The sequence below is a fragment of the Desulfurispirillum alkaliphilum genome (assembly GCF_055378285.1).
In genome coordinates, this window is record NZ_AP042405.1 from 1,309,994 (window position 1) to 1,324,924 (window position 14,931).

General features: G+C 58.2%; 11 protein-coding genes. 3 read left to right on the top strand and 8 right to left on the bottom strand.

The features are described 5' to 3' along the window. Positions 1-4 precede the first annotated feature (4 nt). Genes hpt through ACZ46I_RS06025 form a run of 4 tightly spaced genes read right to left on the bottom strand, consistent with a single transcriptional unit; the run spans position 5 to position 3,103 of the window. Positions 5-541, bottom strand: a complete 537-nt coding sequence (gene hpt, locus ACZ46I_RS06010; RefSeq protein WP_013506913.1) for a hypoxanthine phosphoribosyltransferase — start codon at positions 539-541, stop codon at positions 5-7. Further along, positions 528-1,856: a tRNA lysidine(34) synthetase TilS gene (tilS, locus tag ACZ46I_RS06015; RefSeq protein WP_464281763.1), complete on the bottom strand. Its 1,329-nt coding sequence runs from the start codon at positions 1,854-1,856 to the stop codon at positions 528-530. The genes hpt and tilS overlap by 14 nt, the downstream gene beginning before the upstream one ends. Beyond that, the gene (locus tag ACZ46I_RS06020) at positions 1,846-2,310 is read right to left on the bottom strand and encodes a regulatory protein RecX (protein WP_464281764.1); all 465 of its coding nucleotides are present in this window, start codon (positions 2,308-2,310) and stop codon (positions 1,846-1,848) included. Before ACZ46I_RS06020 ends, tilS begins: the two co-directional genes overlap by 11 nt. Then, positions 2,300-3,103: an RluA family pseudouridine synthase gene (locus ACZ46I_RS06025; RefSeq protein ID WP_464281765.1), complete on the bottom strand. Its 804-nt coding sequence runs from the start codon at positions 3,101-3,103 to the stop codon at positions 2,300-2,302. The genes ACZ46I_RS06020 and ACZ46I_RS06025 overlap by 11 nt, the downstream gene beginning before the upstream one ends. An 835-nt stretch (positions 3,104-3,938) precedes the next feature. On the opposite strand from ACZ46I_RS06025, the gene ACZ46I_RS06030 reads away from it, so the two are divergent. Continuing rightward, positions 3,939-4,685: a TrmH family RNA methyltransferase gene (locus tag ACZ46I_RS06030; RefSeq protein WP_013506908.1), complete on the top strand. Its 747-nt coding sequence runs from the start codon at positions 3,939-3,941 to the stop codon at positions 4,683-4,685. A 42-nt stretch (positions 4,686-4,727) separates the two neighbouring features. Here the strand turns inward: ACZ46I_RS06030 and thyX are convergent, their stop codons facing one another. The 3 genes from thyX to rho all read right to left on the bottom strand — a co-directional run bounded on the left by thyX (position 4,728) and on the right by rho (position 7,094). Beyond that, the gene (thyX, locus tag ACZ46I_RS06035; protein ID WP_464281766.1) at positions 4,728-5,420 is read right to left on the bottom strand and encodes an FAD-dependent thymidylate synthase; all 693 of its coding nucleotides are present in this window, start codon (positions 5,418-5,420) and stop codon (positions 4,728-4,730) included. 95 nt (positions 5,421-5,515) lie between these two features. Next, positions 5,516-5,722, bottom strand: a complete 207-nt coding sequence (gene rpmE, locus ACZ46I_RS06040) for a 50S ribosomal protein L31 (protein ID WP_013506906.1) — start codon at positions 5,720-5,722, stop codon at positions 5,516-5,518. 121 nt (positions 5,723-5,843) lie between these two features. After that, entirely contained in the window at positions 5,844-7,094 is a 1,251-nt protein-coding gene (gene rho / locus ACZ46I_RS06045; RefSeq protein WP_013506905.1) for a transcription termination factor Rho, read from the bottom strand. Between the two features lie 1,349 nt (positions 7,095-8,443). Between rho and ACZ46I_RS06050 the strand changes: the two genes are divergently transcribed. Further along, positions 8,444-9,454: a TAXI family TRAP transporter solute-binding subunit gene (locus tag ACZ46I_RS06050; RefSeq protein WP_464281767.1), complete on the top strand. Its 1,011-nt coding sequence runs from the start codon at positions 8,444-8,446 to the stop codon at positions 9,452-9,454. Positions 9,455-9,559: 105 nt separating this feature from the next. After that, positions 9,560-11,593 carry a TRAP transporter permease gene (locus tag ACZ46I_RS06055; protein WP_464281768.1) on the top strand — a complete coding sequence of 678 codons (2,034 nt, stop codon included), beginning with the start codon at positions 9,560-9,562 and terminating at the stop codon, positions 11,591-11,593. A 107-nt stretch (positions 11,594-11,700) separates the two neighbouring features. On the opposite strand, the gene mfd is transcribed toward ACZ46I_RS06055, so the two are convergent. Next, positions 11,701-14,847, bottom strand: coding sequence for a transcription-repair coupling factor (gene mfd / locus ACZ46I_RS06060; RefSeq protein WP_464281769.1), 3,147 nt, complete (start codon positions 14,845-14,847; stop codon positions 11,701-11,703). Between the last annotated feature and the right edge of the window lie 84 nt (positions 14,848-14,931).

Sequence of the window (14,931 nt, forward strand, 5' to 3'; positions counted from 1 at the left end):
AGTCTTACTCCTCTATGTTCATGATACCGATGCCGGGCAGCTCCCGGAAGCGGTGATTATAGTCGAGTCCGTAGCCAACCACGAAAAGATCGTCGATGACCTCGCCAACGTAGTCGGCCTGCAGGCCGTTGACTCTTCGGGAAGGTTTGTCCAGCAGGCAGCACAGGGCCATTCTGCGGGGATCACGGGTGCGCAGCAGGCGCAGCAGGTGCTCCAGGGTGCGGCCGGTGTCGATGATATCCTCCACAATCAGGACATTGCGGCCCGTAATGGAGCGGCTCATGTCGAAGTCCATCTTGACCGAGCCGGTGGATTCGCTGTCGGCGTAGGATGAAACCTTCATGAAGTCCACTTCCACTTCCAGGTTGTGGCGGGAGAGCTCGCGGGCCAGATCGGCGGTGAAGATGAAGGAACCGTTGAGTATGCATACCAGCAGCAGTGACTGCCCCTCGTAGTCCGCAGCGATTTCGCGGGCCAGTCGCTCAATGGTTTGCTGCAGTTGCTGGGGAGGAATAAGGGTCTGAATATCATAGGATTTCAACAGTATACTCCAGGGTGTCGGAACAGTTTTTTCGGGGGAGAATGGCACCAATGCCTTCAACAAAGATAATCTGGCTGGCACGGTTTTCCACCACCACAAGCGAATCCCGTATCTGGCGGGGAATCTTGCGGTCTATCAGAGCCTTCTTGAGTTTCACATGGCCTCCGGGAAGGGCCAGGGTGTCACCGGGGCGACGGCTGCGGATAATCAGGGGAAAGATAACAAGATTCGCGGGAAGAGAAAACCTCTTTTCGCTCTGGCTGGTAAATTGTGTCAGGCGAAGCTGTTTTCCATTCAGGGAGAACTCTCCGCAACTGACAACAGTCAATGGTGTTACAGGTTTCGCGACAGCGTTGTGGTCGCTGACACGGATATTTTCGTACGCAATCACCAGCTGGCGGCCTCCTCCGGCATCCATGGAGCGCGTACCCTTTGCTGTCAGCAGACGGATAAAGAGCGCCAGCTTTTCTTCGCTGGGAGGGATCCCGTGATGTTGCAGAAAGCGCAGGCAGATCTGTCGCTGTGGGAACGATGCCAGCTGACGAAGATCCGAAACACGCAGAGAGCCTTCCCGGAGTAAGGATGCGAAGAGGGCGTCCAGCTGTTCACTCAGAAACGTCATCCCCTCCTCCATATCCGTGATGAAGCGGCTTTGTATGGATTCCTGAAAGTCAAATTCCTCGCGGAGCAAAGGGATGAGCTGATTGCGTACGCGGTTGCGCAGATAGGAATCCTGGTGGTTGCTGGTGTCTTCGCGCCAGGAGATCTGTTGCCCGGTGGCATAGGCGATGAGTGCTTCCTTGCTGATGGTGCGCAGCGGTCGCAGTGTGTCGGGCTGCTGATGGCTCAGACTACCCAGCAGGCTGCGTCCGCGCAGGATATCCATGAAGATCTTTTCCAGACAGTCATCCTGGGTCATGGCGGTGGCAATGGCAAAGGCCCGACCTGAAAAAAAATCCGTTCCCACCTGGCGAAAAAAGGTGTAGCGCAGGGCGCGGGCTTTGTCCTGGAAGTTGCCCGCCTGCCTTTGCCAGAAGTGCTCATCAACAAAACGGGCGTAGCAGGGGATACCGAGGCGTTCGCAGGTCTGGATTACCAGGCGCGCGTCGGCGCGGGACTCTTCCCCGCGCAGGCCGTGCTCAAGATGGGCCACCACAAGGTTCAGCTTCAGTTCGGGCTGTATTTTTGCCAGCAGGTGCAGCAGTACCATGGAGTCCACTCCCCCGCTGACGGCCACGACCATACTGGTAGAACCACTCCAGCGGCAATACTGTTCCACGGCCCCATGGCAGTGGCGCTCAAGCTCACTCTTCATGGGCCAGCTCCCCGACGTGCTCCATGATCCGGAATATCTCCTGCTGGTCAAACCCGCGACGCCATAACACCTGCTCCAGAGCCCAGCGCCCTTCCTGCAGGGCCTCCTGATACTTGCGCGCAACGCGGCGGGCCAGTTCGTCCAGACGTTCCGCAAAGTGGCGCTCCCGCAGCTCATCCCAGCCTGTGGGCAACGCGATATCCTTCATTCTCAGATAGTGTTCCATATACACCGTGCCATGCAGCTTGCCCAGCTGCTGCCATACAAAGGTGTCAAAGAACAGTTCATCGTTGAGCAGCCCACCGACCTGCTCCAGGATATCGGCAGCCATCTCTTCGCTGTAGCCCTTGCTCAGCAGTTTGTGGCGGATCTCCGCGCTGTGGTAGCCGCGTCGGGAGAGCAGGCGACACACATAGACAAAGCCCCGCTTTGCGTCTGGAGCCTCATACTTCATGGAGTGTCTCCTTGGTAAATGGATCGGGCAGTATTTCTGCCAGCGGCTGTATGGCCTGTGGCAGCAATCCGGCGGGCAGGCGCACCATGATCAGCTGCCGACTGGTGGGATGTTCATAGGAGAGGGCCCAGGCGCACAGGGCGATGGACTGATCGGGTAGTGGAGCGCGAGCGCCGTAGCGCAGGTCGCCCAGGATGGGGCAGCCGATCCTGGAGAGCTGGAAGCGGATCTGGTGCTTACGCCCTGTCTCCAGGCGTATATGCAGCAGGCTGGTATCGGGCAGGTGTTGCAGCACCCGGTAGTGCAGCACGGCGGTTTTGCCCTGTCCATGGCGTCCCGCTATGGCAGTGCCTTCACGGTACTCCAGCAGGTGGCGCAGGGTACCCTCGCTTTCGGAGGGTGCTCCATGGACCAGGGCCAGGTAGTGTTTGTGGATGCGATGCTGGCGAAGCTGTTCCGAGAGGCGCGCCGCGCCTTTGGAAGTACGGGCGAAGACCACCAGCCCGCTGACGGGACGATCCAGCCGCTGAACCATGCCCACGAAGACGTTGCCTGGCTTCTGGTATTCCGCAGCGATGTACTGTCGCACCACTTCCAGCAGGCTGATGTCACCGCTGCTGTCGGACTGCACGGGAATGCGGGCTGGCTTGAATACCACGATGGTATGATTGTCCTGGTGCAAGACCTGGAGTTCACGGTGGCTGAAGCTGGCGGGATCGTGGGCAGTGGCGCTCATGGTTCCTCTCGCGTCACCGGTGAATTTTCCGGTGAACCCGGTGATTTTCTGTGTCATAGTATTGTAACTCAACTTTCGCATCCCCGAAACAGCTGGGTGTCTGGATCGACCCTGATGCCATGCTGGAATGGCCGAAATGATTCTGCACAGACGGGGGTCGCTTGACACTGCCCTCACCCTGTTTATGAGTTTCTTTTGCCACTTTTTACCCGCAAAAAGTGGCGCAAAAGCGGCCCCCAGTGCTGTCCTTTTCAGCCGTCCGCTTGCCTGGAACTGGGGACCGCAAACAACCGCCCTCCATGGCTTTTGGTTTGCGGTTGCCGCCGTCGTGGCGGCAACCCTGCGGGTCCATAGCGTTCCAGTCGGCGCGTCCTGGCTGGGCCAGCACACGGGGGAAAGGCAGAAGCAGGCTGTTCCCCCCTGAGCCCGTCCGGTGAGTGCGACGCCTGGCTGGCAAGACCCGAACGGGACACTCACAGGAAGTGAGTGGTCCGGCAGCACTGCAGGGATGCAGGGGTCAGGCAACGCAAAGAGACCCAGGTGCAAGGCGCGGGCAAAGCAGGAGGGAGGCGTACTCCCTGTACGTCGCAGTGACGAGCGATGCCCGGCAACGCAGCAGATGGGCCTCTTTGAGCAGCCTGCTGCCGGATCTCCAGAACAGGCGAGTAAAGGAGCCGGATAAACGGGCGTTCGGGGGGCGCGTTTTTGTGTCCTTTTTGCGCGGTCAAAAAGGACAATATCCGAAGACGAAAAATGGAATACCAGATGAGTCAAGCACGCAAAATCAATACGGTTTCTGCGTGGCAAACATCAGAGCAACAGTATCTTAAGTCAAGACGACAAGATGCGAGACGTCAGTTGTAACGCAAGAATGGAATTCAGAGGATTTTTCATGAAGCTGATTACCAGTCCGGCCAATCCCACCTATCGTCAACTGCTGCGCCTGCTGCAGGCGCGTGGCATCCGTAAATATCAGCAGGCTCTGGTTTCCGGAGAGAAAATCGTCCGCGAGCTCCTGGCTTCTGGCAGTCCTGAAGTGTTGGCACTGGTGTCCAGCAGCCGCCATGAAAACATCGAAGGGCTCAACGCGGTTTCCCGGCTGGTGCTGGAGCCGGAGCTTTTTCGTCAGCTGGATGTCTGTGGCACGGATTTTCCCCTGGTGCTGGTGCGCTGCGCCCAGCCTGTGGAGTGGGCTGGGAGTCTGCCCGTGGGCACCTGCGTGGCCCTGGCGTTTCAGGATCCCGAGAACGTGGGCAGTGTTCTTCGTTCCAGCGTTGCCTTCGGGGTGCGGGATATTCTCCTGCTGGAGCAGTGCGCCAGCCCCTTTCTGCCCAAAGCCATCCGCGCTTCGGCGGGGGCGGTTTTCCACTGTCGCTTCTTCGCGGGTCCGCGTCTGGAGGATATTTTCCATCTCCCGTATCCGGGGCAGATCGTCAGTCTTTCCGCCGAAGGAAAGCCCCTTGCGGAAACGGTCTTCAGCGATCCCACCATGCTGGTGCCGGGCATTGAGGGCGCCGGCATTCCCGCCCGCTGGCGTGAGCAGTCGGTTTCCATTCCCATGGACGCGGGGGTTGAGTCCCTCAACGCTGCTGTGGCGACTTCCATCGTACTTTATCACATGGCGCAGCGCAGGCGCTGACGCGCTCTTCACTTCGCCCGGCTGTTTCAGCAGTCGCGCAATTCACAAGCCTTCGCGATAACGCTCCCGTACCTGGGCAGTCTTGCCGCAGCACATGCTGCCTTCGGGGCAGGGGCCACGCAGGCAGCCGGGACCCGCGTCGGCAAAGATGGCAGGCGAAACGGTTCTGCACTGTTCGAGCATCTGATCGGCCATGGCGCGGATCTCCCACTGGGCTCGCTCGCAGCAGCGCAGGCTGAAAAAGAGCATCAGTTCGCGGGCGTTCATGGTCAGGATAATACGGGTTTCACAGGCGTTGGGCAGCAGGAAGCGAGCGTCTTCGGCAGGCAGTCCGGCATCCAGGGCTTCCTGGTACCACCGCTGCATGGTGGCCATCTTTTCGGCAAACCACCCTGCTGGCATGGCGGCCATGCTGTCTGGTTCAATATAGGAAAACTGTCCCTGGCGGACATAGCGCTGGGACTGCTGGGAGTAGCTGGCCAGGCGATGGCGGACCAGCTGGTGGGAGCAGGCTCGCGAGATGCCTTCCACGGCGAAGGTGAAGCTGACGTGCTCAAAGACGCTCAGGTGCCCGAGGTCGCGGATCTTCTGGACGAATTTCTGCTTCTCGGTGGCGCTGGCTTCCATGAGCTCTTCAATGTGGGCCGGGCTGTAGCAGAGCCGCGCTGCCGCGTATACGGAACCTTCAGGGTCTTCGGTGTGCTTGAGGAGAACAACGTTGCACTGTGTTTTCATAGGGGTACCTCGGCAGCCTGATAAGAAAAAACCCCGCGGCGGTGAAGTGCTGCGGGGATAAGCTGAAAAAGAAGTGGCAAGAGAGTGGCGGTGCCTTATCCCTTGTTAGCGTACTTCTTGCGGAAGCGCTCAACGCGACCGGCGGTATCCATGACCCGCTCCTGCCCGGTGAATACGGGGTGGCAGCTGGAGCACACGTCGAGCTTGAACTCATCGGAACGTGTGGAAAGGGTTTGTATGACGTTGCCGCACATGCACTCAACGTTGATCTGATTCATCTGGGGGTGGATGCCCTGCTTCATGTTTCCTGACTCCTTGTATTCGTCATATCCATAAGATGTTTTCTCTGAAAAACCCACAAGCGCAATCATCTATCACATCTGTGTGGATTTTTGCAAGCAGTTTTCTGCTCTTTTTGCTTCCCTACTTGTTCATGGTGTCAAAAAATTCCTGGTTGTTCTTGGTATGGCTGAGGCGGTCGATCATGAAATCTGCCGCTTCGTGGGTGGACATGGATTGCAGGAATTTGCGGATGATCCAGGATTTGCGCAGCTCTTCTTCGGTAAAGAGCAGCTCTTCGCGGCGGGTGCCGCTGCGCATGATGTCGATGGCCGGGAAGATGCGGCGTTCGGCCAGTCCGCGATCCAGATACAGCTCCATGTTGCCGGTACTCTTGAACTCCTCGTAGATGACTTCATCCATCTTTGATCCCGTATCCACCAGGGCCGTGGCCAGGATGGTCAGGGAGCCGCCGAATTCGATATTGCGGGCCGCGCCCAGGAAACGCTTGGGCTTATGCAGGGCATTGGCGTCCAGACCACCGGAAAGCACCCGCCCGCTGTGGGGGATGACCGTGTTGTAGGCGCGTGCCAGACGGGTGATGGAATCCAGCAGGATGATGACATCCTTCTTGTGCTCCACCAGGCGCTTGGCCTTGTCGATGACCATTTCAGCCACCTGAATGTGGCGGGTGGGCGGTTCGTCAAAGGTGGAGGAGACCACTTCACCGATGACCGAGCGCTGCATCTCCGTCACTTCTTCGGGGCGCTCGTCAATAAGCAGGACGATCAGGTGGGCTTCGGGGTGGTTATGGGCGATGGCGTTGGCCATATTCTGCAGAAAAACGGTCTTGCCGGCTTTGGGCGGAGCGACGATCAGGCCGCGCTGGCCTTTGCCCACCGGGGCGATGATATCCACCAGGCGGGTGGATATATTTTCCTTGCCGGGCATTTCCAGGTGAATGCGTTCATTGGGGTGCAGGGGGGTGAGGTTGTCGAAGAGCACCTTGGTTTTGGCCTGCTCCGGGCTGGCGTAGTTGATGCTTTCGATCTGCAGCAGGGCGAAGTATTTTTCCCCCTCCTTGGGCGGGCGGATCTCCCCTTCTATGGTGTCGCCGGTCTGCATGCTGAAGCGCTTAATCTGACTGGGGGAGACGTAGATATCGTCGGGGCCGGGCAGGTAATTGTAGTCGGTGGCGCGCAGGAAGCCGAATCCGTCGGGGTGAACTTCCAGAACGCCGCCGCCGAAGATGTGCCCGCCGGACTTGGCGTGCTTGATCAGCAGGTTGAAAATCAGATCCTGGCGCTTGAGAACACTGACTCCCTCTATATTGGCGTCGCGGGCCATCTCGACCAGCTCACTGATGGGAGTGACTTTGAGTACGTTTAAATCCATGGGGGATGAGTCTCCATAATTACGGGGGAAAGTTCGGATGAATAGCTGTGAGGGGAAGGGATGATTCGACAAGGGGATATATACACGGGTACCGGGAAAAGTCAATGGGAAATCCAGTCAAACACCTTGCTAAAAACCGACGAACCGGTATCAGAACACTGTGTGAAAAATTTCCCCATCCCGCGGCATGTTCATGGATTTTGGCCCGAAGAGCCCGTGCATGAACAGGGATTTTTGAGAAAATGTTTGTCCGTGATGCCGCGGATACCGGTGTGGCAGTCTTCAGGGAACGCAGCAGCTTCAGACGGGAGGAAGATTCCATTGATTGTTCAATTATCTCTGCTATGATAATGGAATAAGGTTTGATAGTGCGGGTGCGTTGGCTAATACGGGGATACTGATGTTAAACCTGAGGTATGTGCCAGTGAGAGCCTGATATCTGCACTTGTATAAATCTTACTTCTGAAGTTTCGCACCCCCGAAGCGGCAGGTTGTCGGCGCCGACCTGGATACCATAGTTGGATGGCCAAAATGGTTCTGCACAGACGGCGTCGCTTGACATTGCCCTCATCTTGTTTGTGAGTTTCTTTTGCCACTTTTGGGTCGCCGAAAGTGGCGCAAAAGCGACCCCCAGTGCTGTCCTTATCAGCCGCCCGCTTGCCTGGAACTGGGGACCGCAAACAACCGCCCTCCATGGCTTTGGGTTTGCGGTTGCCGCCGTCGTGGCGGCAACCCTGCGGGTCCATCGCGTTCCAGTCTTCGCGTTCTGGCTGGGCCAGCACACGGGGGAGAAGCAGAGGAAAGCCATTCCCCCCTGAGCCCGTCCGGTGAGTGCGACGCCTGGCTGGCAAGACCCGAAGGGACACTCACAGGAAGTGAGTGGTCCGGCAGCACTGCAGGGATGCAGGGGTCAGGCAACGCAAAGAGGCCCAGGTGCAAGGCGCGGGCAAAGCGAGAAAGGAGGCGTACTCCCTGTACGTCGCAGTGACGAGCGATGCCCGGCAACGCAGCAGATGGGGCTCTTTGAGCAGCCTGCTGCCGGATCTCCAGAACAGGCGAGCCAACGATCCGGAAAAACGGGCGTTCGGGGGGCGCGTTTTTGCGTCCTTTTTGCGCGGTCAAAAAGGACAATATCCGGAAACAAAAAGTGGAATACCAGATAAGTCAAGCATTCAAAATCAATACAGTTTTCGCGCGATAACTGTCAAAATAATAACACCTTAACCTAAGACAACAAGATGCGAAACTTGAGTTACTTGTTCCCGTGGACCGTGATCCATATACTCACGGTAAAACGACATTATGAAATGTCTCTTACGGGAGAAGACAAATTCAAAGGAGAAGTTACTATGGCAGTTGGAAAGCATTTTAAATGGATCGCCCTGGCCGTTGTGGCCATGGCCTTCGCCCTGAGCGGGTGCAGCAGTGATCCTCAGCAGGCTGAAGGTCAGCGTCCCTCGTCCATGACCATCGGTGCCGCGTCTATTGGTGGCGTGTACTATGTGTATGGTGGTGGCTGGTCACAGGTTATTGAGCGCGTTACCGGTATCCCCACTGGTGTTGAGGTGACCGGTGGCCCCAACCACAATATGCAGCTGGTTCACATGGGCGACCTGGAGCTGGGAATGACCACCATGGGCCCCGCCTATGAAGCCTGGTATGGTCTCGAAGCCTGGACCAATGGTATTGAGCACCGCAATGTGCGCGCTATTTTCCCCATGTACAACACCTACTCCCAGTGGTGGGCAACTGTTGCCTCCGGCATTACCAAAATTGAAGACCTGGCTGGCAAGCGCGTAGGCGTTGGTCCCCAGGGCGGAACCGCCGGTACCTTCCACCCCCGCTTCCTTGAGCTGCTGGGCATCAATGCCACCGTACGCCACGCTGGTCTGAGCGACCTGGTTGGACAGCATATGGATGGTCAGCTTGACGCCAACAGCTTTGCCGCCGGTCTGCCCGTTGGTGGTGTTCTGGAGATGGCCAATCAGCGCCGCATCACCATGTTCGGCATTGATGGCGCCAACCGCGAAAAAATCCTCAAAGAGTACCCCTACTTCGCGCCCGCTGTGATTCCCGCTTCCGTCTATGACTTCCTCGACCAGGACGTTGAGACTGTGGGCATCTGGAACATGGCTATCGCCAGCAAAAACCTCCCCGACGACCTGGTGTACGATATCGTCAAGGGCGTGTTTGAAAACCACGAGCGTATGGTAACCACCCACGCTTCCGCCAAGGAAACCCTGGCTGAGAACGTGGTGTTCAACGACTGGATGTGGATGCACCCCGGCGCTATCCGCTACTACGAAGAGCTGGGTATCGAACTGCATCCCAATGTGTACCCCCCGGAGTATCAGCGCTAAGCACGTGATCGATCTTTACCCATGATGAAGAAGCATTTCCGCTCTCTGCGCGAGAGCGGGGGTGCTTTTTTTAAGGCAAAATTCAGGATTACGAAGGATTATTAAATGAGCGACAAAACCCCTAAGGATGCGCAGTTGCAGGCGGACACCCCCAAAGGAACTGCGCAGGAATCGGGCCCCATTAACCTTGATGTTAATGAGGAAATTGAGCTGGCAGCACAGCGCGATATTGGTGGCTGGCTGGGTAAAACCATTGCGGTGGCGGCGGCGGTTATCGCCGGTCTGCACATCTACAGCCTTGTCTTCTACCCCATTGACCCCTGGGTGTTTCGTGTCTTCCACGTCATGACCCTCTCCGTGCTGGGCTTCCTGCTGCTGCCGGGCTGGAGCAGCGCCTCCAAAGCCAAGCCAAACCTTGTGGACTGGACCTTTGCCATCGCCTCGGTGGTGGTTGGCGTGTACATTATCCAGAACTATCAGGTGCTCATGTTCCGCATGGGTGTCCTGCCCACCAAGCTGGATTTCTACATGTCCATCGTGGGCGTCTTCCTGGTGCTGGAGATTGCTCGCCGCGCCAGTGGCTGGGCCCTGCCTATCCTCAGCGGTGTATTCATCGCCTACTCCTTTGCCGGACCCCACCTTCCCGGCGTGCTGAACCACCGTGGTTACAGCATGGAGCGTTTTTTCACCTACATCTACGGGCTTGATGGGGTCTTCAGTGTTCCCATCTCCATTTCTTCCAAGTACATCATCATCTTTATCATCTTCAGCTCCTTCCTGACCGTATCTGGTGTAGGACGCTACTTTGTCCAGTGGGCTTTCTCCGTCAGTGGACACCTGCGCGGCGGGCCTGCCAAGGTTGCCATCCTGGCCAGCGCCCTCATGGGAACCATTAATGGAACCTCCGCCGGGAACGCCGTTGCCACGGGCAGCCTGACCATCCCCCTCATGCGCAAGGTTGGATACCATCCCCGCTTCGCGGCGGCCACCGAAGCCGTGGCTTCCACCGGTGGCCAGATCATGCCCCCCGTTATGGGCGCCGGCGTGTTCATCATGGCCGAAATGACCGGAATTCCCTTCCAGCACATCATGATCGCCGGTATCCTGCCTGCCCTGCTCTACTTTGCCTCCGCCTACTTCATGGTGGACAAGGAAGCCAGCAAACTGGGTCTGATGGGTGTACCCCGCCATATGCTGCCACCTCTGGGCGAGGTCATGAAGAAGGTCTACATGTTCCTGCCGATAGTGATCCTCTTCGGCATGCTCATGATGGGAATGTCCGTTATCCGCTCCGGTTTCTATGCCATCATTGCCGCTCTGGTTATCAGCTGGGTGAACAAGGAAAACCGCATGGGACCATACCGGGTCTTCAAGGCCCTGGAAACTGGTGCCAAGGGCACCATTCAGCTGATGGCCGTGTGTGCCGCCGCTGGTGTTATCATGGGGGTTATCGCCCTCACCGGTATCGGCCTGAAATTTTCCTCGCTGCTGCTGGGCATTGCCGGCACCAGTGAATTCCTGGCCATGTTCTTCGCCATGTGTATTGCCATTATCCTGGGTATGGGCATGCCCACCACGGCAGCCTACGCCGTAGCGGCCTCGGTCGTGGCTCCCGGTCTCATCAGCATGGGAATTCAGCCCCTGCTGGCCCACTTCTTTGTCTTCTACTTCGCCTGCGTATCCGCCATCACGCCTCCCGTGGCTCTGGCATCCTATGCGGCGTCCGCCATCAGTGGTTCCGACCCCATGAAGACCGGGTACACCTCATTCCGCCTGGGAATCGCGGCCTATATCGTTCCCTTCATGTTCTTCTACGCACCTGACCTGCTCATGAACGAAGCCATGATGGAGCTGGCCGGCAGCGGACCCCTTGATGTAGTCCTGCGCTTTGGTACCGCCATGCTGGGTATCTTTGCCCTGGCATCAGCCGTGCAGTCCTGGTTCTTTGGAAAAGTGGATCGCTGGCAGCAGCCCCTGCTCCTGGCAGGCGCCTTCCTGTTGGTCTCACCCAACCACCTGCTTGACCTGAGTGGTCTGGCCATCCTGGTGGCCCTCTACGCCCTGCAGCGCTTTGTGCTCAACAAACGCCAGAGTGGAAAGCCGCAGGCGGTCGCTGAAGATCAGCCGCAAACCAACTAGACACACTGCCTTTCTCCTCTGTCATAGCAAAGCCCCGGGAATTCTCCCGGGGCTTTTTTCATTGCGGCCTGACCTGTGGAATGGATCAGATGGAAAATGTGATGACGTTACTGCCGTATGGCCAGCAGAAAGCGTTCGGTTTTTTCTGTCGATTCCGTTGGCAGGGTCACCTTGCCCTGGGGGTCCAGGGTGAGTTTTCGTTCCACGGCCATCTGGATGATGGTGGCCATGTTCACCCGTGATTTTTCACTGACCATGAAAGAGCTGTTTCTGCTGCCCAGGTAGAGCTGGTCGATGTGCAGCTGGCGGGCGAGGATCTTCATGTGGGTGACCCACAGCAGGCGTTCCACCTCCGGCGGGAGTGAGCCGAAGCGATCGCGCAGCTCGGCGGACAGCCTGGCGATCTCGTCTGCGCTGGTAACGGAGCCGAGGCGCTTGTAGAGGGAGAGGCGCGCCGGCATGTCCTCCACATAGGTTTCCGGAATAAAGGCGGCAGCTTCGGTGCGCACAGAGGGTTCAAAAAGCTCTTCGCTCTGGCCCCTGAGCTGCTGCACGCACTCGCGCAGCATATCGGTGTACATTTCAAAGCCCACAGAGGCAATCTGCCCCGACTGCTCCATGCCCAGCAGGTTTCCGGCACCGCGGATTTCCAGATCGTAGGTGGCCAGGCGGAAGCCGGCCCCCAGGTAGCTCAGCTCCTCGATGACGCGGATGCGTTTCTGGGCGACATCGTGCAAGGTGTCGAAAGGGGGGATGATCAGGTAGCAGAAGGCGCGGCGCTCGCTGCGGCCAACCCGGCCGCGCAGCTGATAGAGCTGGGCCAGCCCCAGGGTATCGGCGCGGTTGATGAATATGGTATTGGCGCGGGGAACATCCAGGCCCGACTCCACGATGGATGAACACACCAGCACGTCGTGCTCTCCGGCGGAAAACTCCAGCATCACCCGCTCCAGCTGAGCCTCGCTCATCTGGCCGTGGGCCACGGCCACCCGCGCTTCGGGAATCAGCCCCTGCACCCGCAGGGCGATGGCGTTGATGGTCTCCACCCGGTTGTGCAGGAAGTAGATCTGACCACCCCGGTGAAATTCGCGCATCAGACCCTGGCGGAGGATCTCATCCTGGAATTCGATGACCTCGGTTTTAATGGCGCGACGATCCTTGGGCGGCGTCTCGATGACACTCATCTTCTTGATGCCGCCCATGGCCATATGCAGGGTGCGCGGAATCGGTGTGGCAGTGAGGGTCAGCACATCCACATTGGCCTTGAACTGTTTCAGTTTTTCCTTATGGGTGACGCCGAAGCGCTGTTCTTCATCAATCACCAGCAGAGCCAGGTTGTGGAAACTCACCCCTTTACCCAGCAGCTTGTGCGTGCCAATGACGATATCGATTTCACCCGCAGCCAGGCGGGCGATCGCGTCCTGATTCTGTTTGGCGGAGCGAAAGCGCGAGAGCATGTCAACGCGAATGCCAAAGGGGGTAAAGCGTTCCCTGAAAGTACGGAAGTGCTGCTCCACCAGAATGGTGGTGGGTGCCAGAATAGCCGCCTGATAGCCTGATTCCACGCATTTCATGGCAGCGCGCAGCGCGATCTCGGTTTTGCCGTACCCCACATCGCCGCACACCAGGCGATCCATGGGATGGGGGCTGCACATGTCCTCAATGGTCTCATTGATGGCCTGCAGCTGGTCTTCAGTCTCCTCGTAGGGAAACTGGGCCACAAACTCATCGTAGAGGCTGCTGTCGCGCAGATAGGTGTGCTCCTTGTGGCGGCGTCGCAGGGCGTCTGTCTGCATCAGGCTCTGGGCAATGTCCTCCACTGATTTGCGGGCACGGCTCTTGCGCTTCTCCCAGCTCTTGGAGCCCATGCGGTCGAGTTTCGGATCACCCGTGTCGGAGCCGATATACTTCTGCACCAGGTGGAACTTGTCGTTGGGTACGTAGAGGATATCGCCACGGGCGTATTCAATCTTCAGGAAGTCGCCGCGGGTTCCGGCGGCGCTCAGGTTTTCGATGCCACGGAAGATGCCCACCCCATACTCCACGTGCACCACGTGGTCGCCGGGCCGCAGCATGGCCAGGTCGGTCAGGTAGGTGGTCATGCCCCGGAAGCGCTGTTCCTTTTTGGGCCTGGAAAGGCCAAAGAGTTCGCGATCGCTGATCAGGACACGGTGATCGTCAATGGCGAAGCTGTCCTGGAAGTCCGCTGGCAGCAGAACCGTGCCCTCCTGAACCGCCAGGGGCTGCTCCAGGTTCTGGGCTTTGATCCCGTGCTCCTGCAGCAGGGCCTGGAATTTGTCGCGGGCCTGCTCCGAACGGTAGCTCAGGAAGGCCAGGGGGGTGCGGCGCAGTATGTCCAGGCACCGCTCAACGCGCTGGCTGATATCCACATGTTCGCCTGCGGGCTCCAGCAGACCGGCTGCTGCCGGTGGTGGTGGCAGCAGGACGCAGTGGGCCGGAATATCGGCCAGGTTCAGCAGAATACGATCGGCACTGATGGACTGACACTGCTGGCGTTCGCGCTGCAGCACCATTTCCAAGTGGTCTGCATCAAAGAGCAGGATATCGGCGTCGCTGACAAAGGAGAACACCGACTGACGCTCCAGCTCCCAGGGAGACTGGCTGTACTCGCGGTACTGCATTACCATCAGCTCCTCCAGACCCTCCAGGCTGGTCTGGGTGTCCACGTCGAAGCGGGTGATGCGCTCCAGCTCCTCGTCAAAGAACTCCAGGCGGAAAGGGCCTCCCGGACAGTAGATATCCATGATATCGCCGCGCAGGGCGAACTGACCGAAGTCATCCACGATGGGAACACGGACGTAACCTTTGTCCACCAGGGTCTGGGCCAGATCGTCTATTTTGTAGCGGTAACCGTGACGCAACTCCATGATGCGCTGGGAAACCGGGGGGATCTTCTGGACAGTACTCTTGTGGGTGGCCACAACCACCGGCGCGCTGCCGCCCACAATGGCGTCGATGGCCTGGGCCCGGGCGGCGGCATTGGGTGCGTAGAAATCGTTGGCCTCCCCCGGCAGGATCTCCCAGGCCGAGAGGTAGACACAGGGAATATTCAGGGAGTTGATGGTGCGGTAGACCTGGCGGGCGCTGTCGTCGTCGGGCAGGCTCAGGAAGAAACGGCGGCCTGTCAGGATATCGTTCTTTGAAGGAAAGAGAATGCGGCGGCCTATCTGGAAACTGATCCAGGAAAGACTCTGGCCGGCAAGGGCATGGGTGGTGTGTTCAAGGGATGGCATGTTCCGTATGATCTCGTTGCGAAATTTTGCACCATAATACCGTATCGGCAGTACCCGTCAATGGGAAAGGCGGATGCCCGGCAT

Excerpts from the sequence above, each read along its gene's own strand:
- tilS (WP_464281763.1), bottom strand. The coding sequence starts at position 1,856 with ATGAAGAGTGAGCTTGAGCGCCACTGCCATGGGGCCGTGGAACAGTAT.
- ACZ46I_RS06020 (WP_464281764.1), bottom strand. The coding sequence starts at position 2,310 with ATGAAGTATGAGGCTCCAGACGCAAAGCGGGGCTTTGTCTATGTGTGT.
- ACZ46I_RS06025 (WP_464281765.1), bottom strand. The coding sequence starts at position 3,103 with ATGACACAGAAAATCACCGGGTTCACCGGAAAATTCACCGGTGACGCG.
- ACZ46I_RS06030 (WP_013506908.1), top strand. The coding sequence starts at position 3,939 with ATGAAGCTGATTACCAGTCCGGCCAATCCCACCTATCGTCAACTGCTG.
- thyX (WP_464281766.1), bottom strand. The coding sequence starts at position 5,420 with ATGAAAACACAGTGCAACGTTGTTCTCCTCAAGCACACCGAAGACCCT.
- rpmE (WP_013506906.1), bottom strand. The coding sequence starts at position 5,722 with ATGAAGCAGGGCATCCACCCCCAGATGAATCAGATCAACGTTGAGTGC.
- rho (WP_013506905.1), bottom strand. The coding sequence starts at position 7,094 with ATGGATTTAAACGTACTCAAAGTCACTCCCATCAGTGAGCTGGTCGAG.
- ACZ46I_RS06050 (WP_464281767.1), top strand. The coding sequence starts at position 8,444 with ATGGCAGTTGGAAAGCATTTTAAATGGATCGCCCTGGCCGTTGTGGCC.
- ACZ46I_RS06055 (WP_464281768.1), top strand. The coding sequence starts at position 9,560 with ATGAGCGACAAAACCCCTAAGGATGCGCAGTTGCAGGCGGACACCCCC.
- mfd (WP_464281769.1), bottom strand. The coding sequence starts at position 14,847 with ATGCCATCCCTTGAACACACCACCCATGCCCTTGCCGGCCAGAGTCTT.